Raw genomic sequence first — 22,698 nt, 5'->3', positions numbered from 1 at the left:
TCGAACACGCAACTGCGATGGCGGGCCGTGCCCCCTCGCGCCAACCGATCGGAGAAATACTTTGGGCTATCGCGTAGCAGTCGTCGGAGCGACCGGGAATGTCGGCCGCGAGATGATGCAGATCCTTGCGGAGAGGGAATTTCCCGCCGACGAGGTGGCCGCCGTCGCATCCAGCCGCAGCCACGGCACGGAAGTGGAGTATGGCGACAGCGGCAAGATGCTCAAATGCCGCAATATCGAACACTTCGACTGGGCGGGCTGGGACATCGCCCTGTTCGCCGCAGGCAGCGGCCCGGCGAAAGAATATGCGCCCAAGGCGGCAGCGGCAGGCTGCGTGGTGATCGACAATAGCTCGCTTTACCGGATGGACCCGGACGTGCCGTTGATCGTGCCGGAGGTGAACCCCGACGCGATCGACGATTACAAGAAGCGCAACATCATCGCGAACCCCAACTGCTCGACCGCGCAGCTGGTGGTTGCGCTCAAACCGCTCCACGACGCGGCGACGATCAAGCGCGTTGTCGTCAGCACCTACCAGTCGGTATCCGGTGCGGGGAAGGCCGGCATGGACGAGCTGTTCCAGCAAAGCCGCGCCATCTTCGTGGGCGATCCGGTCGAACCCGAAGCCTTCACGAAGCAGATCGCCTTCAACGTCATCCCGCATATCGACGTCTTCATGGATGACGGCTCGACCAAGGAAGAATGGAAGATGGTGGTCGAGACGAAGAAGATCCTCGATCCCAAGATCAAGCTCAACGCTACCTGCGTGCGCGTGCCCGTGTTCGTCGGTCATTCCGAATCGGTGAACATCGAATTCGAGAAGGAGCTTTCGGCCAGCGATGCGCAGGACATCCTGCGCGAGGCGCCGGGCATCATGCTGATCGACAAGCGCGAGGACGAGGGATACGTCACCCCGGTCGAGGCCGCAGGCGACGGGGCGACCTATATCAGCCGCGTACGCGACGACCCGACGGTCGAGAACGGCCTGACGCTGTGGTGCGTATCCGACAACCTGCGGAAAGGCGCGGCGCTCAATGCGGTCCAGATCGCAGAGCTCCTCGGTCGCCGCCATCTGAAGAAGGGATAGGCGCGCCGTGCGCCGCGTCCGTCTCGCAGCGTTTGCGCCGGCCGCGCTGGTGCTCGCAGCGTGCAGCGCGGAGGCGCCGCCTCCCTACGAACAGCAACCGGGCGGGGCAGGCGCAGCCGTGCAGGCGCAGGCCGTGATCCTGACGGGCGAGGGGCTGGTCATCGGCGGCGAAACGCTGCCTTTCTCGGTCGAGCGCGAGATCGTTGAAAATGCGCTGCAAGGCGTCATCGGCGAGGTCGTGGACCGTTCGGAAAATGGCGAATGCGGTGCAGGGCCGATGTCCTTCAGCCAGTTCGGCGAGGGGTTCACGGTGAATTTCCAGCAGGACCGTTTCGTCGGCTGGTATCTCCAGGATCCGGACGCAGACATCGCTACGGCAGACGGCGTGAGCGTCGGTACGCGGCGCACCATCGTCGAGGGCGAAACAGGCTTCGCCCCCATCAGCGACAGCACGCTGGGCGAGGAATTCGCCCTCGGCGGCTCGATCGGCGGCTTCCTCGACGCAGACGAGGTATCGGGCCTCTATGCAGGGCGGAACTGTTTCTTCCGGTGATGGGCGGCTAGGGAAGGGCCTGTATGACGCTGACCGCCGACCTCTATTTCAGTTTCCGCTCGCCCTACAGCTACCTGTCGGTCGGGCGGTATCGAGCCATGGCCGAGGAATACGACCTTGCCATCGCGCTTCGTCCCGTCTGGCCGCTGGCGATCCGCGAGCCCGATTTTTTCGAGCGCAACCACCCCAACTGGCTCGGCTACACCATGCGAGACATGATGCGGGTGGCGCAGTTTCACGGCATCCCCTTCGGCCCGCCGCGTCCCGACCCGATCATCCAGGACATGGAAACGCGGCGTATTGCCGAGGATCAGCCGTATATTCGCTACGTCACAAGGATAGGCCAGGCTGCCGCGCGGCGCGGCAAGGGCGTCGCGTTCGCTCACGAGATGGGTCAACGCATTTGGGGCGGCGAAGAGAATTGGCATCACGAGAAGCCAATGTACGCGGCCTGCGAGGAGGCAGGTCTCGATTTCCTCGAACTAGACGACGAAATCAAAAAGGACGCAGACGCACTAGACGCCGAAATCGCCGCCAATCAGGAAGCGCTGGAAGCCGCAGGCCACTGGGGCGTTCCCACGCTGGTGTTCGACGGCGAGCCCTTCTTCGGGCAGGACCGCATACAAATGGTCAAGTGGCGCATGGAGCAGGCTGGACTGGCCTCCAGAAAGGGTCAGCAATGAAGGGCGAGCTTAGCGGCGGATGCCTGTGCGGCGCGGTTCGTTATACCCTGCGTGAGGGGTTCCGCCTGAACCCCTATGCCTGCCATTGCAGCAATTGTCAGAGCCGCACCGGCTCCGCTTTCAGCGAACATATGCTGTTCACGCTGGCCGATCTGGAGATTAGCGGCGAACTGGACACGGGCGAATACGATATGCCCAGCGGCGGACATTCGAACATTTTCGGCTGTGCGAAATGCAAGGCGCGGATCTACGCGGTGAATGCCAGCCGCGAGGCGATGGCGAGCCTGCGCTGCGGGACGCTGGATCGCAGCGCCAGCCTCGATATCCGCCACCATATCTGGGTCAGTAGCAAACAGCCGTGGGTCGGCCTGCCGGATGGTGCCAAGACGATGGACGAGCAGCCTCGCTCCCCCCAGGAATGGCTGGAGTTCACAGAAACACCATGAAAACGGAACACTTCGCTTCCTTCGACGGTACGAACCTCGCGCTGCACCGTGTCGGCTCCGGCACGCCGTTCATCCTGCTCCACGGTCTGTTCTCCAGCGCGCAGATGAACTGGATCAAGTGGGGTCATGCAGAGGCCATCGCGGCGGCGGGGTACGAGGTTCTGATGCTCGATTTCCGGGTGCACGGGGACAGCGAGGCGCCGCACGATCCCGAGAAATATCCCGAGAACGTGCTGGTGCGCGATGTGGCGGCGCTGGTCGATCATCTGGCGCTGGTCGATCATCTGGCGCTGGTCGATCATCTGGCGCTGGGTGATTACGTGCTGGGCGGCTTCTCGCTGGGTGCGCGCACGTCGCTCCATGCGGTGGCGCAGGGAATACTTAGTCCACAGCGGCTGGTGGTCGGCGGGATGGGCACGGCGGGGCTGGGCGAATGGTCGAAACGCAGCGCGCATTTCCTGCGCGTGATCGACGAATTCGAGAGTATCCCGCGCGGCGATCCTGCCTATTTCTCGATGCAGTTCCTCAAATCGCAGGGCGTGGACCGGGTTGCGGCGCGCCTGCTGCTCCAGACCCTGCCGGACATGGACCTGGCCGACCTGCAGCGCGTCGCCATGCCCACGCTTGTCGTATGCGGGGACGAGGACCGCGACAACGGATCGGCGCAGGAGCTGGCGGACCTGCTGCCCGATGCGACCTATGCCGAGGTTCCCGGCACCCATATGTCCAGCGTGACGAAGCCGGAGCTTGGCCGCGCGATCGCCGAATGGCTGGCGCAAACCGCGTGACGGGCCCGTTCCTCTCTCGGCGGCGGTTCCTGATCGTGTGGCTGGGCGGCTTGCTGGCCTTCGGCGTGGCGATCTGGCTACACCAGCCTCTGGCCGTGGAAGGGGTCCCGGACGGCATCATGGCCCACCAGCGGGCGGGCAGCGCCGAGCGGGTGGACGAGATCCACCGCGCGTGGAGCGCGGCGGATGTCTATCGCACTGCCTTCACCGCCATGGTCAGCGATCTAGCCTTCATCGCGATCTACACGCTCGGCAGCCTGCTGGGCGGCTTCTATTTCCTGACGGGCGGTGCGGGCAGCCTGCGGACGCTGGGCGCTGTGCTGGTCTTTGCCGCGCTGGTCTTCGGCGCGACCGATTTCACGGAGACGTGGCTGCAACTGGATCAGCTGATGGCAGGCGCGGGCGACGACCGGCAGGCGGCTATCGCGGCTGCCATGTACTGGCCCAAGGTCGGCAGCTTCCTCGCCTGCCTCCTCCTGCCCATTATCGGCCTCGTGCTGGAGCGCCGAACTGCTTGATTATGCGGGCGTCGAGGTTCATTCCGGTAACAACGGAAACCGGATCACAACCTCAGAGGATCGCCTGTCATGAAACTGTCCCCCAATGCGCTTCGCGCGCCGCTCCTGTCGCTGGCCGTATGCCTCGCCGCGCCTGCCCTGGCTGACGATCATGTGGAGCCGGCAAACGCGATGGCGGCGCAGTTCCCGATGACGCCGCAGGGCGCGTCGGACTGGGTCGACATGGTGGAGAAGGAAGGCTTCGATTTCACCGTGCGCGCGGGCCGCATCTACTGGGTCAACGCGACCTATCTGAATGAGGATACCGATGCGCTGGCCGCCGCCGTGGGCGCGGAAGGCACGGAAATGAGCGTGCGCTACGCGCTGGAAGCGGCGAAATACGCGCAGGTGCCCGGCCTGGACGCAGAGGTTTCGCGCAAGCTCGACATGCTCAGGAACGGCATCGTCCTGCCGGCCCCCACGGCCGACGGCGCAGCGGTCGAGCTGAACGAGATCGCGACCCGCCTGAACAGCCAGTACGGCAAGGGGAAGGGCACGCTGAACGGCGAGGAAATCAACGGCTCCGACATCGAGGCGCAGATGGGCAATCTGGAGCGCAGCCCGGAAGAACTGGCAGAGATGTGGGCCAGCTGGCACACGCAGGTCGGCGCGCCGATGAAGGACGATTATGCCCGCATGGTCGAAATCGCCAATGAAGGCGCTGCGGAATTGGGCTTTTCCGATGTTGGCGCGATGTGGCGTTCCGGCTACGACATGCCGCCGGAGGAATTCTCCGCCGAGCTGGAACGGATGTGGCAGGAAGTCGCCCCGCTCTACCAGTCGCTCCATACCTATGTCCGCGCGAAGCTGAACGAGAAGCACGGCGACGCCATCCAGCCTGCAACCGGCCCGATCCGCGCCGACCTGCTGGGTAATATGTGGGCGCAGGAATGGGGCAATATCTACCCCCTCGTCGCGCCCGAGGGGGCGGGCGACATCGGCTACGACCTGACCGAGCTGATCGAGGCGAAGGGCCTGTCCGAAATCGACATGGTTCGCGTGGGCGAGGATTTCTTCAGCTCGCTCGGCTTCGAACCGCTGCCCGAGACGTTCTACACCCGCAGCCAGTTCACCAAGCCCGAGGATCGCGAGGTCGTGTGCCATGCCAGCGCGTGGAACATCGACAATGTCGACGACGTGCGGATCAAGATGTGCATCAAGCGCAATGCCGACGACTTCATCACCATCCACCACGAACTGGGACACAATTACTACCAGCGCGCTTACAACAGCCAGGACTACCTGCATCTGAACGGCGCGAATGACGGGTTCCACGAGGCGATCGGCGACATGATCGCGCTCAGCATCACGCCGGAATATCTCGTCCAGATCGACATGCTGGACCGCGAGGACGTGCCGGGCGCGGACAAGGATATCGGCCTGCTGCTGCGCCAGGCGATGGACAAGATCGCCTTCCTTCCGTTCGGCCTGCTGGTCGACAAGTGGCGCTGGGGCGTCTTCGACGGCTCCATCACTCCGGAAAACTACAACCAGGCGTGGCACGACCTGAAGCTGGAATACCAGGGCATCACCCCGCCGGTCGAGCGGCCTGCCGATGCCTTCGACCCGGGCGCGAAATACCACATTCCGGGCAACACGCCCTACACCCGCTACTTCCTCGCCCGCATCCTCCAGTTCCAGTTCTACAAGGCGGCCTGCGACCAGGCCGGATGGGAAGGGCCGCTGCACCGCTGCAGCTTCTACGGCAACGAGGAAGTGGGCCGGAACCTGAACGCCATGCTCGAAATGGGCGCATCGAAGCCGTGGCCCGACGCGCTGGAAGCCTTCACCGGCAGCCGCGAGATGAGCGGCAAGGCGATGGCCGAGTATTTCGCCCCGCTGAAGGCGTGGCTGGACGAGCAGAACGAGGGCAAGGTTTCCGGATGGTGAGAGCGTTTGTCCCGCTGGCGGCATTGGGGCTCGCCGCGTGCGCGCCCTATGCCGACACAGTAGCGACGCAGGCTGCGACGGGCGGCGTTGCCGGCACGCTGTTCGTGGCGAACAAGTTCGGAAACACGCTGTCGCAGATCGACCTTGCCAGCGGCAAGGAGCTGCGCAGCGTTCCGGCGTGTGACAATCCGCATGAACTTGCTGTCTCGCCCGACGGACAGAATGTCGCGCTTGCGTGTTACGGGGGCACCCGGATCGCTGTGTTCCGGTCGGACAATCTCGCGCGCCGGGTGAAGAGCATCGACCTTGGCGCAAATGCGCGCCCGCACGGGATCGTCTGGCACGCCAATGGCGACATCTACGCCACGGCAGAGGGCCGCAAGTCGGTGTTCTGGATTCGCGATCCGCTCGGCAAGGCGGAGACATTCGAATACGCTACCCAGAAGGAAGGCAGCCACATGCTGGCCGTCTCGCCAAGCGGTAATCACGCCTGGACGACCGATCTCGGCTCGAAGACGGTCACTCTGGTCGACCTCAAGACCCGCCGCGCCCCGCGCTCGGTCGAGGTCGGTATCGAACCCGAAGGCATCGCCCTGACGCCCGATGGCAAGACGCTGTGGGTCAGCGCGCGGGGCAGCGACAAGGCGTTCGCGCTCGATCCGATGACACTGGAGATCCGGCGCGAAGTCGGCGTCGGCGCGTTTCCCCTGCGGCTGGCGATCCGGCCGCAGGGCGATGTCGCGGTCACCTCCGACCTTGCCGATACCAGCCTGACGGTCATCGACCTGGCAAGGGGCGAGGCGGTGCGCACGATCGCGGTGGACGACCGCGCCAATGCGGAACGCCGGCAGCAGGTCACCATACTGTGGTCCCCGGACGGGGAGCGTGTCTATGTTGCCGAGACCGGCACGGACACGGTGGCCGAAGTGGATTACCGCACAGGCGAGGTCCTGCGCCGCATCGCGGTGGGCGAAGGCGGCGACGGGATGGCGATCACGCCGCATCCCGCTGCTGCGACGGGCCGGACGAAAGAGGACGGGGGACAGTGAAAAAAGCCATGGAAACCGTGGGCTGGCGAGAGCTGGTCCACCTGCCCGATTTGGGCTTGCGCGGCATTCCCGCCAAGATCGACAGCGGCGCGCGCACATCCTCGCTCCACGGCGAGGTGATCGAGAAGTTCGAACGCGACGGGGAGCAATTCGTCCGCTTCGCCGTCGATCTGGGCGGCGTGCGGCAGGTCTGCGAGGCGATCCACGTCGATATCAGAGGCATCACCAGTTCCAACGGCGAAACGCAGCGCCGCTATGTCATCAAGACGCCGCTGAAAATCGGCGATACCGAGTTCCGGGCGGAGATCAGCCTTGCCGACCGGTCCGACATGAAATTTCCGATGCTGATCGGCCGGTCGTCCCTGCGCCGCCGGTTCCTCGTCGATTCCGGGCATTCATGGCTGCAGACCCCGGAACGCGAAGTCCAGCAGGGCCACAAACCATGAGCGCCACCAGGAAAGTCATCCCATGAAAATCGCAATGCTGGCACGCAACCCGAACCTCTATTCGCACAAGCGGCTGGTGGAGGCGGCGGAGCAGCGCGGCCATACGCTCGACATCCTCAACACCACGCGCTGCACCGTGCACATCGCCAGCCACAAGCCGGAGGTGTTCTACAATGGCGAGCCGTGCGTGGGCTATGACGCGATCATCCCGCGCATCGGGGCCAGCATCACCAATTACGGCCTTGCCATCTTGCGCCAGTTCGAGATGCGCGGCTGCTGGCCATTGAACGAAAGCGTCGCCATCGGCCGCAGCCGGGACAAGCTTCGTTCGATGCAGATCCTGGCGAAGTACGGGCTGGGCCTGCCGCTGACCGCCTATGCCAACGATCCGAAGCAGGCGGAGGAGATCATCCGCGCGGTCAAGGGGCCGCCGGTCGTGATCAAGCTGCTGGAAGGCACGCAGGGCATCGGCGTAGTCCTGGCGGAAACCATGTCTTCGGCCAAGTCGGTGATTGAGGCGTTCCGCGGGGCCAACGTCAACATTTTGGTGCAGGAGTTCATCAAGGAAGCGGGCGGGACGGACATCCGCGCGCTGGTGGTTGGCGGCAAAGTGGTCGCGGCGATGAAGCGCACCGGCGCGGCCGACGATTTTCGCAGCAACCTCCACCGCGGCGGCAGCGCCGAAGTCATCAAGATCACGCCGGAAGAACGCTCCACCGCCGTGCGCGCGGCCAAACACATGGGCCTCAATGTGTGCGGCGTCGACATGCTGCGCAGCAACCACGGCCCGGTGATCATGGAGGTGAACTCGTCACCGGGTCTGGAGGGCATCGAGAACGCCACCGGCAAGGACGTGGCGGGCATGGTCATCGACTACATCGCCAAGAACGCGAAAGACGGGAAGACGAAGACTAAGGGGAAGGGGTAGTTGATTGAGCAAAGCCCCCTTCTTTCTTCGAAAGACCAGTTTCAGCTCGCTGACGTTGTAGCTCGTTATTCCCTGCTGCCGCACCCTGACGTAATAGCCCGCATACCGAAGGCAGTATTTCCGACCAGGCGAGTCTCAAATTATCGATACACGCTAAGCGAATGTAGAACTTTCGTGGGTGATGATAACGTCAGTCCACGATGGGCTTTATTGTGGGCACATGGGTATAAACGCCAAACGGTCGCATCAGGCTGGCAGGTAGCCCATGTCTGGGATGACGTGAAAAGTATCGCATCCTTCACGGCATTGGCAAATCTTGCATTCGTTCCAAAGCCTCTCACTCGGCTCACCGATAGTGGTGGGCCTGCTCTTCCATTTCTTAAGTGGCACTGCTGGAGTAAGTACGGTTGGAAGCCGGACAATTCGGATAAGCCAGAGAAGCCTTTGGATTTCGACAAACTTAATTGGGTTTACCTGCCCGACTGCGATGACCCGTCTTCAAACATTGACGAACGATCAAAGTCGAACAACAAGTTGATGCGAGCTATTCGAAAAATGAGGGGTTCTACCTAAACGGCGGCTCGTTGAACGCGCGCAGTTTGCGCGAGTGCAGCCGCTGCCCCTCTTCCTTCAGCAGTCCGCAGGCCGTCACGCCGATCTGCAAATGCGCGGCGATGGCCTGTTCGTAGAAGGTGTTCGCCTGGCCCGGCAGCTTGATTTCGCCGTGGAGGGGCTTGTCGCTGACGCACAGGAGCGTGCCGTAGGGGACTCGGAAGCGGTAGCCTTGCGCTGCGATGGTGGCGCTTTCCATGTCGATGCCGACCGCGCGGCTGAGCGAGAGGCGCCGCGCGCTGTCGGAATAGCGCAGTTCCCAGTTGCGATCGTCGGTCGTCACCACCGTGCCGGTGCGCATGCGCTGCTTCAAATTCGCCTCGCCTTCGCCCGATACAGCGCTGGCCGCTGCGACCAGCGCCTGCTGGACCTCGGCAATGGCGGGGAGGGGGATTTCCGGCGGCAGGACCGGGTCGAGCACGTGGTCGTCGCGCAGGTATGCGTGGGCGAGCACGTAATCGCCGATCCGCTGGCTGCCGCGAAGCCCGCCGCAATGGCCGATCATCAGCCATGCCTCGGGTCGCAGCACGGCGAGGTGGTCGCAGATCGTCTTCGCATTGCTCGGCCCGACGCCGATATTGACCAGCGTGATGCCGCCATGTTCCGGCCCGACAAGGTGGTAGGCGGGCATCTGGTGCCGCCGCCACGCCGTGTCGGAGAGCTGCGCGCGCGCATTCGCGGTGCGCTCCGTCAGTTCCAGCCCGCCGGCGCCCGCCAGCTTCGTGAAGCCGTTCGATCCCAGCTGCTCGCCAGCCCAGTCGACGAATTCGTCGACATAGCGGTGATAGTTGGTGAACAGGACGTAGCGCTGGAAATCGCCCACCTGGGTGCCGGTGTAATGTGCCAGCCGCGCAAGGCTGAAATCGGTGCGCAGGCCGTCGAACAGCGAGAGCGGAATCGCCTGGTCCGGCTCGTCCAGCTCGATCCCGTCGGCCAGTTCGTCACCGATATCGGCAAGGTCCGTATGCGGGAAATGCCGCGCCAGGACCTGCGGCGAGATGCCTGCCAGTTCCGCGCCCGCCGCACCGTCCAGCACGTAGGGGAAGGGGATCTCCTGCCGCGAGGGACGCGCCTTCAGCGAAATGTCGTAATCCTCCGCGATCAGCGACAATTGCTCGCGCAGATAGCTGGCGAACAGTTCGGGCTTCGTCACCGTGGTGGTGTAGGTGCCGGCATGGGCGAACCGGCCATAGGCGCGGCTGCGGTCTGACCGTGCCTCGCTGCCGTCATAGGTCAGGACCAGTTCGGGATAGGCATACGACCCGTCGCTGCGCCGCTCGCGAGAGGGCAGGGAGCCGTCGTCCGCGAATTGCATGATGTCGCTGCGCAGGCGGCCGGTCGCCTCGTCATAGATCCGCACGAGGTCTTCGATGGTCTTTTCGATGTCAGTCATATGGGCAGCGCCTTAGCGCAGAAATGTTGCCGCGCAACGAAAAGGGGCGCGGTGCCATCGACACCGCGCCCCCTTTTCGTGCGTTCAGCGAACGGTCCGCGTTCAGCCTTCGTCCGTTTCCGGCTTGGTCTCTTCGACCAGGGCTTCGGTCTCGCTCGTGCCTTCTTCGGTGCTGACACCGTCTTCCAGCATGTCGGCCGGGATTTCGCCGGGCTCCAGCGTGGGGTCACGCTGCTGCGAAGCGGCGGCTTCCTCGATTTCGCGCTGCTCGTCCTCGAACAGCTGGGCGAGAACGTCGACGCCTTCGCTCTGCAGCTTCGCCTCGTCCTCGGAACGGGCGACGTTCGCCTTCACCGTGACGTGGACTTCGGGGTGCAGGGCGACGGTCACGTCGTGCATGCCGATCATCTTGATCGGGCTGCCCAGGATGACCTGCTTCTTGTCGACGTCGTGACCCTGTTCTGTCAGGCCGGCAACGATGTCGCGGACATTGACGGAGCCGTAGAGCTGGCCGGCATTGGACGAGGCGCGCAGCAGCACGACTTCGGCCCCTGCAACCTTCTCGCCAGCCTTTTCGGCTTCGGTGCGGCGCTCTGCGTTCTCTTTCTCGAGACGCTCGCGGTTCGCTTCGAAGACCTTCTTGTTGGCTTCGTTGGCGCGCAGGGCCTTCTTCTGCGGAAGGAGGTAGTTGCGGGCATAGCCGTCCTTCACGGTGACGACGTCACCGATCGAGCCGAGATTGCCGATCCTCTGGAGGAGAATGATATCCATGTGCCTACTCCTCTACTTCACGATGTAGGGCAGAAGGCCGATGTGACGCGAACGCTTGATCGCCTTGGCGAGTTCGCGCTGCTTCTTGGCCGAAACTGCGGTGATACGGGAAGGAACGATCTTGCCGCGTTCGGACATGAAGCCCTGCAGCAGACGGACGTCCTTGTAATCGATCTTCGGCGCGTCTTCGCCCGAGAACGGGCAGGACTTGCGGCGGCGGAAAAACGGACGGGCCATCAGTTACGCTCCTCACGGTCGCGGCGCTTCTTGTTGTCGCGCTCGTTCTTGCGCATCATCACGCTGGGGCCTTCTTCCGGCTCGTCGACGCGGATGGTCATGTAGCGGATAACGTCTTCGTTGATGCGCGTCTGGCGCTCAAGCTCTTCGACGACCGAACCCGGGCCTTCGATGTTGAGCAGCACGAAATGCGCCTTGCGGTTACGATCGATCTTGTAGGCGAGGGATTTCAGGCCCCACGTCTCGGTCTTGGTGACCTTGCCGTCGTTCTTCTCGATAATGTCGGTGGCCTGCGCTGCCAGCGAATCGACCTGGCTCTGGGAGAGGTCCTGACGCGCAAGGAACACGTGCTCGTAATGAGCCATGTGCATGTCCTTTCAGTTGATGCCGATCGCTGGCTTGTCCGTCCGGATGACGGGGCCCCTCCGGCTTTCTTCGTTTCCCCGCATTGCAGGGAAGCGGCGCACATAGCGGGGTGTGGGCGAAAAGCAAGCACCGATAGCATCGGCGTGTACGGGGGAGGAGGAGCCTTCCGGCGCTGGCCACAATCGCGCCGCTCGTGCATTGGGCATGCAAAGACATCATGCAAAGGGGAAATTTCGATGCCTTCAGGCCTTGCCGCACTGCTTGACGATGTGAGCATCATCGCCCGGACCGCTGCCGCGTCGGTCGATGACATCGCCGCGGCCGCCGGCAGGGCCGGTTCGAAGACGGCCGGCGTGGTCATCGACGATGCCGCCGTGACGCCCAGCTACGTCACCGGCCTGTCGCCGGCGCGCGAATTGCCGATCATCTGGGCCATCGCCAAGGGCAGCTTCAAGAACAAGCTGCTGTTCCTGCTGCCCGGCGCAATCGTGCTGAGCGAGTTCCTGCCTGCGGCCATCATCTTCCTGCTGATGGCAGGCGGTCTGTTCCTGTCTTACGAAGGCGCGGAAAAGGTGCTGGAGAAGCTGGGCGGCTCGAAACACGGCAAGACCGTGGAAGACGTGATCGAGGATCCGGCCAAGTTCGAGCAGGAGCGCATTTCGGGCGCGATCCGAACGGACCTGATCCTGTCGGCCGAGATCATGGCCATCACGCTCAACGAACTGTCCGACCTGGCCGTATGGTGGCAGCGCGGCATTGCCCTGGCGCTGGTGGCCATCGCGGTCACTATCGCGGTCTACGGCGCGGTGGCGCTGATCGTGAAGATGGACGATTTCGGCCTGTCGCTGACCAAGCGGCCGAGCGAGGCGGCACAGGCTTTTGGGCGCGGACTGGTCGCGGCCATGCCTAAACTGCTTACTGCCCTGTCCGTGATCGGGACGGTGGCGATGCTGTGGGTCGGCGGCGGCATCCTGCTGCATGGCACGCATGAACTCGGCTTCCATGGCCTTTACGACGCTGCGCACGGGCTGGAGGCGGCAGTCGCCGACGGGTTCGGTCCGGCAGGCGGCTTCTTCGGCTGGCTGACCTATGCCGCGGCGTCGGCCGTGGTCGCACTGGTGGCCGGCTGGCTGCTGGTCGTGCTGCTGCACAAGGTTTTCGGCCTCGGGCACAAGCCGGGCGCCGAAGGGGCGGTGCATTGACCACGCCCGTCCTCCACACCTGCCGCGGCTCGAGGGGGCTGCGCGCCACATGGGCGGCGGAGGAGGCGGGGACGGATATCGACCTGAGGATGCTGCCGTTCCCTCCGCGAAAGAAGGCCCCGGAGTTTCTGGAACTGAACCCGCTCGGCACGATCCCGCTGCTGGAGCATGACGGCGCGCAGATGACCGAAAGCTGCGCCATCGCGGTCTATCTCGCCGGGCTGGGCGGAAAGGGGAACCTGCTGGTGGCACGCGGGCAGGCCGATTACGCCGCCTTCCTCGATTTCACCTACCATGCCGATGCGACGATAACCTTTCCCCAGACCGTCTTCATGCGCTTCGCCCTGTTCGAGAAGGATCGCGGGCTGGAGGAGGCAGGCCTTGCCTATGCCCGCTGGTTCCACAAGCGGCTGGTCAAGGTGGAGCAGCGGCTGGCGGGGCGCGACTATCTGTGCGCCGACCGCTTCACCGTGGCGGACATCTGTGTCGGCTACGCGCTGGTGCTGGCGAAAAGCGTCGGACTGGACGAGGGCGTGCCGCAAAGCCTCAAGGACTACCGCGACAGGCTGACGCAGCGCGACGGGTACAAGCGGGCGGTCAAGCGCGAGGCGGAAGGGTCGGAAGGTCTTTAGGCACCGGCTTTGCCGGGCGGGCGATCACGAAAATACCCTCGCCGAATTGCGGCATGACGCGGGTGAGGGCGCGCATGGCATGGAACAGCCAATGGCGCGAGCGCTTGCAGTTGCGCGCTGGCTGCTCGATGTGAAAATCGAAGCGTTCCATCGCCCAACCGTTCATTTCGAGAAGGCGCAATATGGTAAGATAGCTGAAATAGGCTGTGTGTTCCTCATGCACAGCCTCGTAATTCAGCAGCATTTTCGCGATGCGGTCGGCGGAATAGGCATTGGCGGTGGTCAGGATCATCTGTCCGCCGGGGTCCAAAACGCGGCGAATATTGGCGAGTGCGGTGCGGAAATCGTCGAGATGTTCGAGCACCTCGGCAAAGACAACCACGTCGAACCGGGCGACGAACCGCTTCGGGAAATCGGCGCTTGTCAGGTCGGCCTGCACATATTCGCCGGGAACGAGCCTGGCCATCTTGTCGCAACTGTCCTGCAGGATGTCGGTCCCCGTCAATTCCGTTGCAACCTGCGACAGCCGGTAATGCACGCCATCCTTCAAGGCATCCTGCGTGAGAACAAGGTCTCCCTTGTTCGCATCGTCGACCCATCCGCCCATTCCGATATTCAGCACGCGCTTGTCGCGGCATGCCTCGATGATGGCATCGATCCTGATGACCGCATCTGTTTTGGGAAGCTTCCTGCGGGCTAGCATGGCGCGTCTATTCCAAGCGCGAGAGAATTTCGGCTGCGAACAGGCTGAGCGTGTCGTCGCGTGCGCCCATGATGGCTATGCGGTCGCCGGGCTTCGCGTTTGCGACCAGCCAGTCGCCGCAGCCTTCGCGCGTATTGATGTGCATGGCCCGTCCGCCGTTTTTCGCGATGAGGTCGACGATGCGCTCGCTACCTTGGCTGCGGTCGACCGTGCCGCCGAAATAGACCGGATCGCACAGCAGCGTCAGATCATCCGGGCCCAGTTCGTGGGCGAAGGTTTCGGCCAGTTCCTCTCCCATCTGGCGCAAGGGGCCGTATCCGTGGGGCTGGAAGAAGGCGAGGACGCGGCCCGGATGCGCTTTCAGCGTGCGCAAGGTGGCGCGGCATTTCTCCGGATTGTGGCCGAAGTCGTCGATCACGGTCACACCGCCCGGCGATACGCCGACGATATCGAACCGCCGGGCCAGCCCCTTGAAGCCGGACAACGCTGCCGCGGCGTCGGCCACGGGAACCCCGGCGGCATGGGCCCCGGCAATTGCGGCAAGAGCATTCGACAGGTTGTGGCGGCCCGGCATGTTCACGATCAGCGCATGCGTGCTGCCGTCACGCCGGTCGATAACCTGCGCCGCCTGCCGGACCGGGCCGTCCGCATGGCTTCCCGGCGCGATCCCGATGGTCGCGCCCTTGTCCTCCACACCGAAAGTGATGGCATTGTCCGCCCGGCCCAGCAGTTGCAGCGCCTCGTCATTGTCGGTGTTGATGACCGCCGTGCCCGACGCGGCGAGGTAATTGCCGAACAGGTCGCGCAGTTCCTCCAGGCTCTTGTGGTCGAGGCTGACATTCAGCAGCACGCCGACACCGGGCCGGTATTGCGCGATGGACCCGTCGCTTTCGTCGACTTCGGAGACATACAGGGCATCGCTGCCGACCACCGCGCTGGCGAAGGGCCGGTCCTCGCTGACGAAGTTCTTCATCACCGCGCCGTTCATGATGGTCGGCGCATGGCCGGTCGCCTCGAGGATCCAGCCGAGCATTCCCGTCACGGTGGACTTCCCGCTGGTGCCGGCCACGGCGATGCCTATTGCACTGGCATTGAACAGCGCGGCATTGAGATCGGCGCGGGTCATGCGCGGCACGCCCAGTTCCTTCGCCCGCTGCACTTCCGGAACGCTGTCTTCCACCGCCGCGCTGGCGACCAGCACCTGCTCCTCGCTCGTGATGCCGCTGCCGTCCTGCGGGAACAGGGTGAAGCCCTGCCGTTCCAGCGCAGCGAATTTTTCCGGCGTCCGGCCCTGGTCGAAGCTGCGGTCGCTGCCTGCAACCTCGGCCCCGCGGCCCTTCAGGATGGCGGCGAGGGGCTGCATCCCGGAGCCGCCGATGCCGCAGAAGAACCAGGGGCGGGCGGTCAGGTCGGCGGCAGGTTCGGGCAGGTCGGTCATAGCGGAAAGGTGACTAGCGCGAAGCGCGGACCTTGCAACCATGAACCGAGGTGCGGCATGGGTTGTTCACATGACACGTATAGCCATCTGCGCCCCTGCAACGGCGATCACGCCCGCCCACGCCGACGCCATGCGGAAACTGGTGGCGGACGATTTCCCCGATTGCGAAGTGTGGTTCCACGACCAGTGCTTCAGCAGTCATGCTCATTTCGCAGGGACCGACCTGGAACGGATGCAGGCGCTGGTCGAATGCGCCAACCACCCCGACTACGATGTCGTCTGGTTCGCGAAGGGCGGATACGGATCGAACCGCATTGCAGAGGCCGCGATCGCGCGGATGAACGATGCGGCGCGGGCAAAGACCTATGTCGGGTTCTCCGACATGGGATATTTGCTCGCCGCGCTCTATCGCCACGGTATCGGACAGCCGGTCCACGGCTCCATGCCGGTCAGTGCCCGAAGCGAAGGCGGACGGGAGGCGGTCTCGCGTGTCCTGCGCTGGTTCGGCGGCGACAATAGCGGGCTGGAACCCTCGCTCGACGGGAAGACGCCGGTCGTCGCGTTCAACCTCATCACGCTGGCCATGCTGGTCGATACCCCGTTGCTGCCCGACCTGTCGGGCCACGTGGTGATGGTGGAGGAGGTGAGCGAGCACCTTTATGCCATCGACCGGCTGTTTTTCAGCCTCGCCAATACCTTGCCACGCATTGCGGGCCTCCGGCTCGGCTCGGTCACGAACGTGCCGGAAAACGACCGCGAGTTCGGCCAGACGGCGGAGCAGATCGCGGAATTCTGGTGCAACCGTGCCGGCATCCCCTATCTCGGCCGCGCCGAAATCGGTCACACAGCTGCCAACAGGATTGTGCCGTTCGGACTTGCCAGCCCGTTCGGCGCTTCCTAGCGGCGCGTCCAAGCAGGAGAGCAATTTCATGACCGCATTCATTTTTCCCGGCCAGGGCAGCCAGAAGGTCGGCATGGGCACGGACCTCGCCAAGGCCAGCCCCCATGCGCGCGAGGTGTTCGAGGAAGTCGACGACGCGCTGGGCCAGAATCTGTCGAAGATCATGGCAGAGGGTCCGGAAGGCCAGCTGACCCTGACGGAAAACGCGCAGCCCGCCATCATGGCGAATGCCATCGCCACCCTGCGCGTGCTGGAGAAGGAAGGCGGCCTGACGCTGGCAGACAAGGCCGATTGCGTCGCAGGCCATTCGCTGGGCGAATACACGGCCCTGTGCGCCGCCGGTGCATTCTCGCTCGCCGATACCGCCCGGCTGCTGAAACTGCGCGGGCAGGCGATGCAGGCGGCCGTTCCGGTGGGCGAGGGCGCCATGGCTGCCCTGCTGGGCGCCGATCTTGCGAAAGCGCAGGCGCTGTGTGACGCCGTGGCCGAGGGCGAGGTTTGCCAGGTCGCAAACGACAACGACCCGGCGCAGGTCGTCATTTCCGGCCATCGCGGCGCGATCGAGCGCGCGGTTGCAGCGGTCAAGGATCACGGGATCAAGCGCGGCATCCTGCTGCCGGTGTCTGCGCCATTCCATTGCACGCTGATGCAGCCCGCCGCCGATGCGATGGCAGAGGCGCTCGCGAACACGCCGCCGCAGGCATTCACGGTTCCCATCTATGCCAATGTTACAGCTTCTGCCGTCAGCGACCCTGCCGAGGAGCAGCGCCTGCTGGTCGACCAGGTGACGGGCCGCGTCCGGTGGCGCGAAAGCGTGACCGCCATGTTCAAAGCCGGGAACGAGCATTTCGTCGAACTGGGCGGCAAGGTCGTGGGCCCGATGGTCCGCAAGATCGCGCCCGACGCCTCTGCAACCAGCGTCGTCACCATGGAAGATATCGAAGCCCTCGCAAAGGAGATCGGCTGATGTTCTCGCTCGAAGGAATGACTGCACTCGTGACCGGCGCCAGCGGCGGCATCGGCTCCTCCATCGCCGTCTCGCTTGCCCGGCAGGGGGCACGGCTGGCGCTCTCCGGCTCCAATGGCGAGAAATTGCGCGCCTTTCGCGAGCAGTTGATAGAGGAAGTCGGCGGCGACCATGTCGAGATCACCTGCAACCTGACGGACAAGACGCAGGTCGATGAACTGGTCCCGGCGGCGATCGACACGCTGGGCTCGCTCGATATCCTCGTCAACAATGCCGGCATCACGCGCGACAATCTGGCGATGCGGATGAAGGACGAGGAATGGGACCAGGTCATGCAGGTGAACCTTAAGAGCGCCTTTCGCCTGATGCGCGCCGCGGCCCGCCCGATGATGAAGGCGAAATTCGGCCGGATGATCTCGATCACCAGCGTGGTGGGCGCAACGGGCAATCCGGGCCAGATGAACTACGTCGCGGCCAAGGCCGGGCTGACCGGCATGTCCAAATCGCTGGCGCAGGAACTGGCCAGCCGCGGCATCACCGTGAACTGCGTCGCCCCGGGCTTCATCCGGACCGCCATGACGGACGAGCTGACGGACGATCAGAAGAGCGCGATCAACGCACGCATCCCGATGGCGCGGATGGGCGAGGGCGACGACATCGGCGCCGCGGTCGCCTATCTCGCCAGCCGCGAGGCAGGCTATGTCACCGGCCAGACGCTGCACGTGAATGGCGGCATGGCGATGATGGGCTGATCCGCGTCCCCGCCGCCCGGCGGGGAGGGGTTTGGAGGCCCGTTTGAAGGCCGGTGAGCAGCGCGGGGGCGAACTCCCCCGCTTTATCCCCAGCAGAAGCCTCTATGGCGCCCTATACGCTTGCCCGTGGCCTTGGCGGCGGTAAGGGTAGGGACGACATGTTTGCGGCGGGGAATCGCATTTCTCCTCGCCGTGTGAAGGGGAATTACCGATGAAGGCCACCATCGAACGCGCCACCTTGCTGCGCTGCCTGTCCCACGTGCAGTCGGTCGTGGAGCGGCGCAACACGATACCGATCCTGTCCAACGTCCTGATCGATACCAGCGACGGCGGCAGCGTGAAGGTGATGGCGACCGACCTCGACTTGCAGGTCGTGGAAACGATGACCGCGGCCAGCGTCGACAGCCCAGGCGCGATCACCGTGTCCGCGCACCTGCTGTTCGATATTGCGCGCAAGCTGCCCGATGGCAGCCAAGTCAGCCTGGAAACGGCGGACAACCGCATGACGGTGAAGGCCGGTCGCAGCCGGTTCCAGTTGCCGACCCTGCCGAAGGACGATTTCCCCGTCATCGTCGAAGGCGACCTGCCGACCAGTTTCGAGATCCCGGCCAAGACGCTGGCCGACATGATCGACCGCACCCGCTTCGCGATCTCGACCGAGGAGACGCGCTATTACCTCAACGGCATTTTCCTGCATGTGGCGGATGACGACAGGCCGGTGCTGAAGGCGGCAGCGACGGACGGTCACCGCCTTGCCCGCTTCACGCTCGACCGGCCCGATGGTGCCGAGGGGATGCCCGACGTCATCGTCCCGCGCAAAGCGGTGGGCGAGCTTCGCAAGCTCTTGGAAGAGAGCATGGACGGCAATGTCCAGATCGACCTGTCGGCCAGCAAAATCCGTTTCACCATGGGCGGGGAAGGCGGCATGGTCCTGACCTCGAAACTGATCGACGGCACGTTCCCCGATTACAGCCGCGTCATCCCCACCGGAAACGACAAGCTGCTGAAGGTCGATCCGAAAAGCTTCTTCCAAGGCGTGGACCGCGTCGCGACCATCGCGACCGAGAAGACGCGCGCGGTGAAGATGGGTCTCGACACCGACAAGGTGACGCTGTCGGTCACTTCGCCCGACAACGGTACGGCGTCGGAGGAACTGGCGGGCGAATACAAGGCCGAAGGGTTCGAAATCGGCTTCAACGCGAATTACCTGAAGGACATTCTCGGCCAGATCGACAGCGACGTGGTCGAGCTTCACCTCGCCGATCCGGGCGCGCCGACGCTGATCCGCAAGGACGAGAACAGCCCGGCGCTCTATGTATTGATGCCGATGCGGGTGTAGCCCTCGCCAAGCCTGCCACTGCGCGCTAGCACTCCTTCGCAAAAGGAGAATCGCGATGCCGCAGCAGGTCGAAGTCGAGAAGCAAGTCATTACCAATGCCGAACTGGTGGAGGTCGATACCGCGCCCGTGCCGGAAGGCGGCGCGCGGTTGGCGGTGGAAAGCTTCTCGGTCACGGCCAACAACGTGACCTATGCCGTGGTGGGCGACGGGTTCGGATACTGGAATTTCTTCCCCGCATCGGATGGCAAGGGCTCCGAGAAGGGCATCGTGCCCATGTGGGGCCATGCCCGCGTGATCGAGGACAATGGCAGCGGCCTGGACGTGGGCGAACGGGTCTACGGCTACCTTCCGATGGCGACCCATCTCGACATCGTGCCGGGCAAGGTGACGCCCCACGGTTTCATCGATGCGGCAGAGCATCGCCAGCCGATGAGCCCGGTCTACAACCAGTATTCCCGCCTCGCCGCGGACCCTGAGCACGACCCGGGGCGCGAAGGCGAGCGGATGATCTTCGGCCCGCTGTTCAAGACCGGTTTCCTGATCGAGTATTTCCTGCGCGGCGAGGAATGGTTCGGCGCGCAGCGCATGATCCTGACCAGCGCATCGTCCAAGACAGCGATGGGCCTCGCCAGCGTTGCCAGGCAGAACTCGCCCGGCATTCGCCGGATCGGCCTGACATCGGCAGGTAATGTCGAATTCGTCGAGAAAACGGGCCTTTATGACGAGGTGTTGTCCTACGACGCGGCAGGCAGCCTGCCCGCCGAGCCTAGCGTTTCCGTCGATTTTGCAGGCAATGCCGCCCTTCTAGCGACCATTCATCGGCAATTGGGCGATGCCCTGAAATATTCCTGCCTCGTCGGTGCGACCCATATTGAGGAACGCGGAAACGGCGGCATGGGCGGCGAGGAAGGGTTGCCGGGCCCCAAGCCCATTTTGTTCTTCGCCCCCGATCACGCGGTGGCCATGTTCAAGGAACTGGGCCCTGAGGAAGCGGGCAAGCGTGTCGCAGCCGCGTGGCACGGCTTTCTCGCCGATGTCGGCGACACGGTATCCATCGAGAGGCATTCGGGCCTTTCCGCCGCCCGCGACCAGTTCGTGAAAATGGCCGGCGGCGATATCGACCCGGCGTCGGGGATCGTGATCGAACCCTGACCGGGAAGCGATGCGGGGCTGCAAGAAAGGGGCGAGCAATGGACAGGCAGCCGAGCTGGAACCCGCCTGAAGACAGCGGCATCGCCATTCGCTTCGTCGAGGCGAACGGCCTGACCTTCGAAGTCGCGGAAGCGGGGCCGGTGGAAAGCGACCACCTCGCCCTTTGCCTCCATGGCTTCCCCGAACTGCATTATTCGTGGCGGCACCAGATCCCGCTACTCGCCGCGAAGGGCTACCGCGTGTGGGCGCCCAATATGCGCGGCTATGGCGCGAGCGACCGGCCAGGTGCCGTCCGCAACTATGCGCTGGACCACCTGACGCAGGATATCGCGGCTCTGATCGAAGCGAGCGGCGCGAAGAAGGTGACCCTGGTCGCCCACGACTGGGGCGCCATCGTCGCGTGGATGTTCGCCATCCTGAAACTGCGCCCGCTGGAGCGGCTGGTCATCATGAACGTGCCGCATCCCATGTGCTCCATCCGGGAAATCGGAAAATGGCGGCAGTTCAGGAAGAGCTGGTACATCTTCTTCTTCCAGCTTCCCAAACTGCCGGAGACGGTACTGGCACGCAGGACCGCAGGCTCGATCATCGCGTCCAGCGCCTGCAACAGGGCCAATTTCGGACCGGAGATCCGCGCGGTCTATGACGCGGCGGCAGCGCGGACCGGCGCGCGGCAGGCGATGGTCAATTACTACCGCGCATTGCTACGCCATCAGGACGTGGTCGATCCAGGCGATTACCGGGTGGAGGTGCCGACACTGATGGTATGGGGCGAGGAGGACGTCGCGATCGATATTCACTGCCTCGACGGAACGCAGGAATGGGTGCCCGACCTGACAATAGAGCGGCTGCCCGGCGTGTCCCACTGGGTGCAGCAGGACGCCCCCGGCGCGGTCAATGACATTCTGGAGCGCTGGTTGCCCGGCGGGGCCTGAGAAACGGCCCGGGTCAGGCCGCTTCCAGCGCGTCTTCCTCCGCCGCGTCGAGGAAGCCCTTCAGACTCGCAATGCTCTCGTCCGCATGGGTCAGCAGGAACAGGTGGCCGCCGCCTTCGAAGACCTCTAGCCGCGAGTTCGGAATGGCCGCTTTCAGGATCTTGCCATTGGTCAGCGGCACGATCTGGTCGTCCTCGCCCATCATGATCAGCGTCTGCTTGCCGAGGAAGGGCAGGGCGGGCAGGCTGGTCCAGCCCAGCATCGCGATAAGCTGGTACATGTAGCCGCGCGGCGACGGCGGTTTCAGCCGGCCGATATGGCTCGACTTGGCATCGGGGTCCTTCAGTGCGCCGCCATACAGCGCGGCGAAGTGTTCGTTCATGTAATCGGCATCGATATAGCGCCGCGGATTGGCCATTTTCGTAAAGGCGGCCGGATTGCCCGGCACCATGAGCATGCCCGCCGTCGTCGCCGCCAGCACGAGACGCCGGACCATGCCGGGGTGCTGCAGCGTGAAGTGCTGGGCCATCGCGCCGCCCCAGCTGACGCCCATGACATCGCATTCCTCGATGCCGTATTTCTTCAGGAGCTTGGCCGCGGTCCAGCTCATCGTGAAGGGGTTGTAGGGCAGGACCGGATCGGGGCTTTCCCCCGTGCCCGGCATGTCGAACATGATGAAGCCGCGATCGGTCAGCGCTTCCGCCAGCGGTGCCACCGCCTCGATATTGGCGCCGATACCGTTGAAAAACAGGATGGGCAGGTGCTCGCTCGGCTCGTCCAGCCGCCAGCGCGCGACACGCAATTGCCGTCCCCCGACCTGCTCGATCCCGATCTCGCAGGTCATCGGTTCGTCCTTGGATGCTGTCATGC

25 protein-coding genes are annotated in these 22,698 nt (G+C 64.1%); 18 read left to right on the top strand and 7 right to left on the bottom strand.

Features of this window, described 5'->3' with window-relative positions:
- Window positions 1–61: 61 nt before the first annotated feature.
- The 10 genes from ACGHJ7_RS10675 to rimK all read left to right on the top strand — a co-directional run bounded on the left by ACGHJ7_RS10675 (window position 62) and on the right by rimK (window position 8,427).
- The gene (locus ACGHJ7_RS10675; protein WP_390477259.1) at window positions 62–1,087 is read left to right on the top strand and encodes an aspartate-semialdehyde dehydrogenase; all 1,026 of its coding nucleotides are present in this window, start codon (window positions 62–64) and stop codon (window positions 1,085–1,087) included.
- Window positions 1,088–1,094: 7 nt separating this feature from the next.
- Window positions 1,095–1,640 (top strand): aspartate-semialdehyde dehydrogenase, encoded by a 546-nt coding sequence (locus tag ACGHJ7_RS10670; RefSeq protein WP_390477257.1) that lies wholly within the window; start codon window positions 1,095–1,097, stop codon window positions 1,638–1,640.
- A 23-nt stretch (window positions 1,641–1,663) separates the two neighbouring features.
- Window positions 1,664–2,323: a 2-hydroxychromene-2-carboxylate isomerase gene (locus tag ACGHJ7_RS10665; RefSeq protein ID WP_390477254.1), complete on the top strand. Its 660-nt coding sequence runs from the start codon at window positions 1,664–1,666 to the stop codon at window positions 2,321–2,323.
- On the top strand, window positions 2,320–2,769 hold the full coding sequence (locus tag ACGHJ7_RS10660; RefSeq protein WP_390477251.1) for a GFA family protein: 450 nt from the start codon (window positions 2,320–2,322) through the stop codon (window positions 2,767–2,769). Before ACGHJ7_RS10665 ends, ACGHJ7_RS10660 begins: the two co-directional genes overlap by 4 nt.
- Entirely contained in the window at window positions 2,766–3,557 is a 792-nt protein-coding gene (locus tag ACGHJ7_RS10655; protein WP_390477248.1) for an alpha/beta fold hydrolase, read from the top strand. Before ACGHJ7_RS10660 ends, ACGHJ7_RS10655 begins: the two co-directional genes overlap by 4 nt.
- Entirely contained in the window at window positions 3,554–4,075 is a 522-nt protein-coding gene (locus ACGHJ7_RS10650; RefSeq protein ID WP_390477245.1) for a hypothetical protein, read from the top strand. Before ACGHJ7_RS10655 ends, ACGHJ7_RS10650 begins: the two co-directional genes overlap by 4 nt.
- Before the next feature lie 69 nt (window positions 4,076–4,144).
- A complete protein-coding gene (locus ACGHJ7_RS10645) occupies window positions 4,145–6,004 on the top strand; it encodes a M2 family metallopeptidase (protein WP_390477242.1) in 1,860 nt (619 codons plus the stop codon).
- Window positions 5,998–7,053, top strand: a complete 1,056-nt coding sequence (locus tag ACGHJ7_RS10640) for a YncE family protein (protein ID WP_390477239.1) — start codon at window positions 5,998–6,000, stop codon at window positions 7,051–7,053. The genes ACGHJ7_RS10645 and ACGHJ7_RS10640 overlap by 7 nt, the downstream gene beginning before the upstream one ends.
- A gap of 8 nt (window positions 7,054–7,061) precedes the next feature.
- Entirely contained in the window at window positions 7,062–7,499 is a 438-nt protein-coding gene (locus ACGHJ7_RS10635; RefSeq protein WP_390477453.1) for an ATP-dependent zinc protease, read from the top strand.
- A 22-nt stretch (window positions 7,500–7,521) separates the two neighbouring features.
- Window positions 7,522–8,427 (top strand): 30S ribosomal protein S6--L-glutamate ligase, encoded by a 906-nt coding sequence (gene rimK / locus ACGHJ7_RS10630; protein WP_390477236.1) that lies wholly within the window; start codon window positions 7,522–7,524, stop codon window positions 8,425–8,427.
- 565 nt (window positions 8,428–8,992) lie between these two features.
- Here the strand turns inward: rimK and ACGHJ7_RS10625 are convergent.
- The 4 genes from ACGHJ7_RS10625 to rpsF form a co-directional block, all read right to left on the bottom strand.
- Entirely contained in the window at window positions 8,993–10,432 is a 1,440-nt protein-coding gene (locus ACGHJ7_RS10625) for an AMP nucleosidase (RefSeq protein ID WP_390477234.1), read from the bottom strand.
- 102 nt (window positions 10,433–10,534) lie between these two features.
- Window positions 10,535–11,203, bottom strand: coding sequence for a 50S ribosomal protein L9 (rplI, locus tag ACGHJ7_RS10620; RefSeq protein ID WP_390477232.1), 669 nt, complete (start codon window positions 11,201–11,203; stop codon window positions 10,535–10,537).
- A gap of 12 nt (window positions 11,204–11,215) precedes the next feature.
- Window positions 11,216–11,440: a 30S ribosomal protein S18 gene (gene rpsR / locus ACGHJ7_RS10615; RefSeq protein WP_390477229.1), complete on the bottom strand. Its 225-nt coding sequence runs from the start codon at window positions 11,438–11,440 to the stop codon at window positions 11,216–11,218.
- Window positions 11,440–11,805 carry a 30S ribosomal protein S6 gene (rpsF, locus tag ACGHJ7_RS10610; protein ID WP_390477226.1) on the bottom strand — a complete coding sequence of 122 codons (366 nt, stop codon included), beginning with the start codon at window positions 11,803–11,805 and terminating at the stop codon, window positions 11,440–11,442. The genes rpsR and rpsF overlap by 1 nt, the downstream gene beginning before the upstream one ends.
- Before the next feature lie 237 nt (window positions 11,806–12,042).
- Between rpsF and ACGHJ7_RS10605 the strand changes: the two genes are divergently transcribed.
- Both ACGHJ7_RS10605 and ACGHJ7_RS10600 read left to right on the top strand, forming a co-directional pair.
- Window positions 12,043–13,008: a DUF808 domain-containing protein gene (locus ACGHJ7_RS10605; RefSeq protein ID WP_390477223.1), complete on the top strand. Its 966-nt coding sequence runs from the start codon at window positions 12,043–12,045 to the stop codon at window positions 13,006–13,008.
- Window positions 13,005–13,640, top strand: a complete 636-nt coding sequence (locus ACGHJ7_RS10600) for a glutathione S-transferase family protein (protein WP_390477220.1) — start codon at window positions 13,005–13,007, stop codon at window positions 13,638–13,640. Before ACGHJ7_RS10605 ends, ACGHJ7_RS10600 begins: the two co-directional genes overlap by 4 nt.
- On the opposite strand, the gene ACGHJ7_RS10595 is transcribed toward ACGHJ7_RS10600, so the two are convergent.
- Window positions 13,606–14,343 carry a methyltransferase domain-containing protein gene (locus tag ACGHJ7_RS10595; RefSeq protein ID WP_390477217.1) on the bottom strand — a complete coding sequence of 246 codons (738 nt, stop codon included), beginning with the start codon at window positions 14,341–14,343 and terminating at the stop codon, window positions 13,606–13,608. The two genes, ACGHJ7_RS10600 and ACGHJ7_RS10595, sit on opposite strands and share 35 nt — an antisense overlap.
- A 7-nt stretch (window positions 14,344–14,350) precedes the next feature.
- Window positions 14,351–15,781 carry a glutamate ligase domain-containing protein gene (locus ACGHJ7_RS10590; RefSeq protein ID WP_390477214.1) on the bottom strand — a complete coding sequence of 477 codons (1,431 nt, stop codon included), beginning with the start codon at window positions 15,779–15,781 and terminating at the stop codon, window positions 14,351–14,353.
- A gap of 70 nt (window positions 15,782–15,851) precedes the next feature.
- On the opposite strand from ACGHJ7_RS10590, the gene ACGHJ7_RS10585 reads away from it, so the two are divergent.
- The 6 genes from ACGHJ7_RS10585 (at window position 15,852) to ACGHJ7_RS10560 (ending at window position 21,828) form a co-directional block, all read left to right on the top strand.
- A complete protein-coding gene (locus tag ACGHJ7_RS10585; protein WP_390477212.1) occupies window positions 15,852–16,682 on the top strand; it encodes an LD-carboxypeptidase in 831 nt (276 codons plus the stop codon).
- A gap of 28 nt (window positions 16,683–16,710) precedes the next feature.
- Complete coding sequence (gene fabD / locus ACGHJ7_RS10580; protein WP_390477209.1) at window positions 16,711–17,649, top strand: ACP S-malonyltransferase; 939 nt, start codon at window positions 16,711–16,713, stop codon at window positions 17,647–17,649.
- Window positions 17,649–18,401, top strand: a complete 753-nt coding sequence (fabG, locus tag ACGHJ7_RS10575; protein ID WP_390477206.1) for a 3-oxoacyl-[acyl-carrier-protein] reductase — start codon at window positions 17,649–17,651, stop codon at window positions 18,399–18,401. The genes fabD and fabG overlap by 1 nt, the downstream gene beginning before the upstream one ends.
- 211 nt (window positions 18,402–18,612) lie before the next feature.
- On the top strand, window positions 18,613–19,740 hold the full coding sequence (dnaN, locus tag ACGHJ7_RS10570) for a DNA polymerase III subunit beta (RefSeq protein ID WP_390477203.1): 1,128 nt from the start codon (window positions 18,613–18,615) through the stop codon (window positions 19,738–19,740).
- A 55-nt stretch (window positions 19,741–19,795) separates the two neighbouring features.
- A complete protein-coding gene (locus tag ACGHJ7_RS10565) occupies window positions 19,796–20,893 on the top strand; it encodes a DUF2855 family protein (protein ID WP_390477200.1) in 1,098 nt (365 codons plus the stop codon).
- 38 nt (window positions 20,894–20,931) lie between these two features.
- On the top strand, window positions 20,932–21,828 hold the full coding sequence (locus tag ACGHJ7_RS10560) for an alpha/beta fold hydrolase (protein ID WP_390477197.1): 897 nt from the start codon (window positions 20,932–20,934) through the stop codon (window positions 21,826–21,828).
- 13 nt (window positions 21,829–21,841) lie between these two features.
- Here the strand turns inward: ACGHJ7_RS10560 and ACGHJ7_RS10555 are convergent, their stop codons facing one another.
- Complete coding sequence (locus ACGHJ7_RS10555) at window positions 21,842–22,696, bottom strand: alpha/beta fold hydrolase (RefSeq protein ID WP_390477194.1); 855 nt, start codon at window positions 22,694–22,696, stop codon at window positions 21,842–21,844.
- Window positions 22,697–22,698: the final 2 nt, after the last annotated feature.

The organism is Altererythrobacter sp. MTPC7 (genome assembly GCF_042851395.1).
Taxonomy (GTDB): Bacteria; Pseudomonadota; Alphaproteobacteria; order Sphingomonadales; family Sphingomonadaceae; genus CAJXSN01.
Note: the sequence above shows the minus strand (reverse complement) of the source record. Positions and strands in the feature narration are given on the sequence as shown.

Excerpts from the sequence above, each read along its gene's own strand:
- ACGHJ7_RS10665 (WP_390477254.1), top strand. The coding sequence starts at position 1,664 with ATGACGCTGACCGCCGACCTCTATTTCAGTTTCCGCTCGCCCTACAGC.
- ACGHJ7_RS10660 (WP_390477251.1), top strand. The coding sequence starts at position 2,320 with ATGAAGGGCGAGCTTAGCGGCGGATGCCTGTGCGGCGCGGTTCGTTAT.
- ACGHJ7_RS10655 (WP_390477248.1), top strand. The coding sequence starts at position 2,766 with ATGAAAACGGAACACTTCGCTTCCTTCGACGGTACGAACCTCGCGCTG.
- ACGHJ7_RS10645 (WP_390477242.1), top strand. The coding sequence starts at position 4,145 with ATGAAACTGTCCCCCAATGCGCTTCGCGCGCCGCTCCTGTCGCTGGCC.
- ACGHJ7_RS10640 (WP_390477239.1), top strand. The coding sequence starts at position 5,998 with ATGGTGAGAGCGTTTGTCCCGCTGGCGGCATTGGGGCTCGCCGCGTGC.
- ACGHJ7_RS10635 (WP_390477453.1), top strand. The coding sequence starts at position 7,062 with ATGGAAACCGTGGGCTGGCGAGAGCTGGTCCACCTGCCCGATTTGGGC.
- rimK (WP_390477236.1), top strand. The coding sequence starts at position 7,522 with ATGAAAATCGCAATGCTGGCACGCAACCCGAACCTCTATTCGCACAAG.
- ACGHJ7_RS10625 (WP_390477234.1), bottom strand. The coding sequence starts at position 10,432 with ATGACTGACATCGAAAAGACCATCGAAGACCTCGTGCGGATCTATGAC.
- rplI (WP_390477232.1), bottom strand. The coding sequence starts at position 11,203 with ATGGATATCATTCTCCTCCAGAGGATCGGCAATCTCGGCTCGATCGGT.
- rpsR (WP_390477229.1), bottom strand. The coding sequence starts at position 11,440 with ATGGCCCGTCCGTTTTTCCGCCGCCGCAAGTCCTGCCCGTTCTCGGGC.
- rpsF (WP_390477226.1), bottom strand. The coding sequence starts at position 11,805 with ATGGCTCATTACGAGCACGTGTTCCTTGCGCGTCAGGACCTCTCCCAG.
- ACGHJ7_RS10605 (WP_390477223.1), top strand. The coding sequence starts at position 12,043 with ATGCCTTCAGGCCTTGCCGCACTGCTTGACGATGTGAGCATCATCGCC.
- ACGHJ7_RS10595 (WP_390477217.1), bottom strand. The coding sequence starts at position 14,343 with ATGCTAGCCCGCAGGAAGCTTCCCAAAACAGATGCGGTCATCAGGATC.
- ACGHJ7_RS10590 (WP_390477214.1), bottom strand. The coding sequence starts at position 15,781 with ATGACCGACCTGCCCGAACCTGCCGCCGACCTGACCGCCCGCCCCTGG.
- ACGHJ7_RS10585 (WP_390477212.1), top strand. The coding sequence starts at position 15,852 with ATGACACGTATAGCCATCTGCGCCCCTGCAACGGCGATCACGCCCGCC.
- fabD (WP_390477209.1), top strand. The coding sequence starts at position 16,711 with ATGACCGCATTCATTTTTCCCGGCCAGGGCAGCCAGAAGGTCGGCATG.
- fabG (WP_390477206.1), top strand. The coding sequence starts at position 17,649 with ATGTTCTCGCTCGAAGGAATGACTGCACTCGTGACCGGCGCCAGCGGC.
- dnaN (WP_390477203.1), top strand. The coding sequence starts at position 18,613 with ATGAAGGCCACCATCGAACGCGCCACCTTGCTGCGCTGCCTGTCCCAC.
- ACGHJ7_RS10565 (WP_390477200.1), top strand. The coding sequence starts at position 19,796 with ATGCCGCAGCAGGTCGAAGTCGAGAAGCAAGTCATTACCAATGCCGAA.
- ACGHJ7_RS10560 (WP_390477197.1), top strand. The coding sequence starts at position 20,932 with ATGGACAGGCAGCCGAGCTGGAACCCGCCTGAAGACAGCGGCATCGCC.
- ACGHJ7_RS10555 (WP_390477194.1), bottom strand. The coding sequence starts at position 22,696 with ATGACAGCATCCAAGGACGAACCGATGACCTGCGAGATCGGGATCGAG.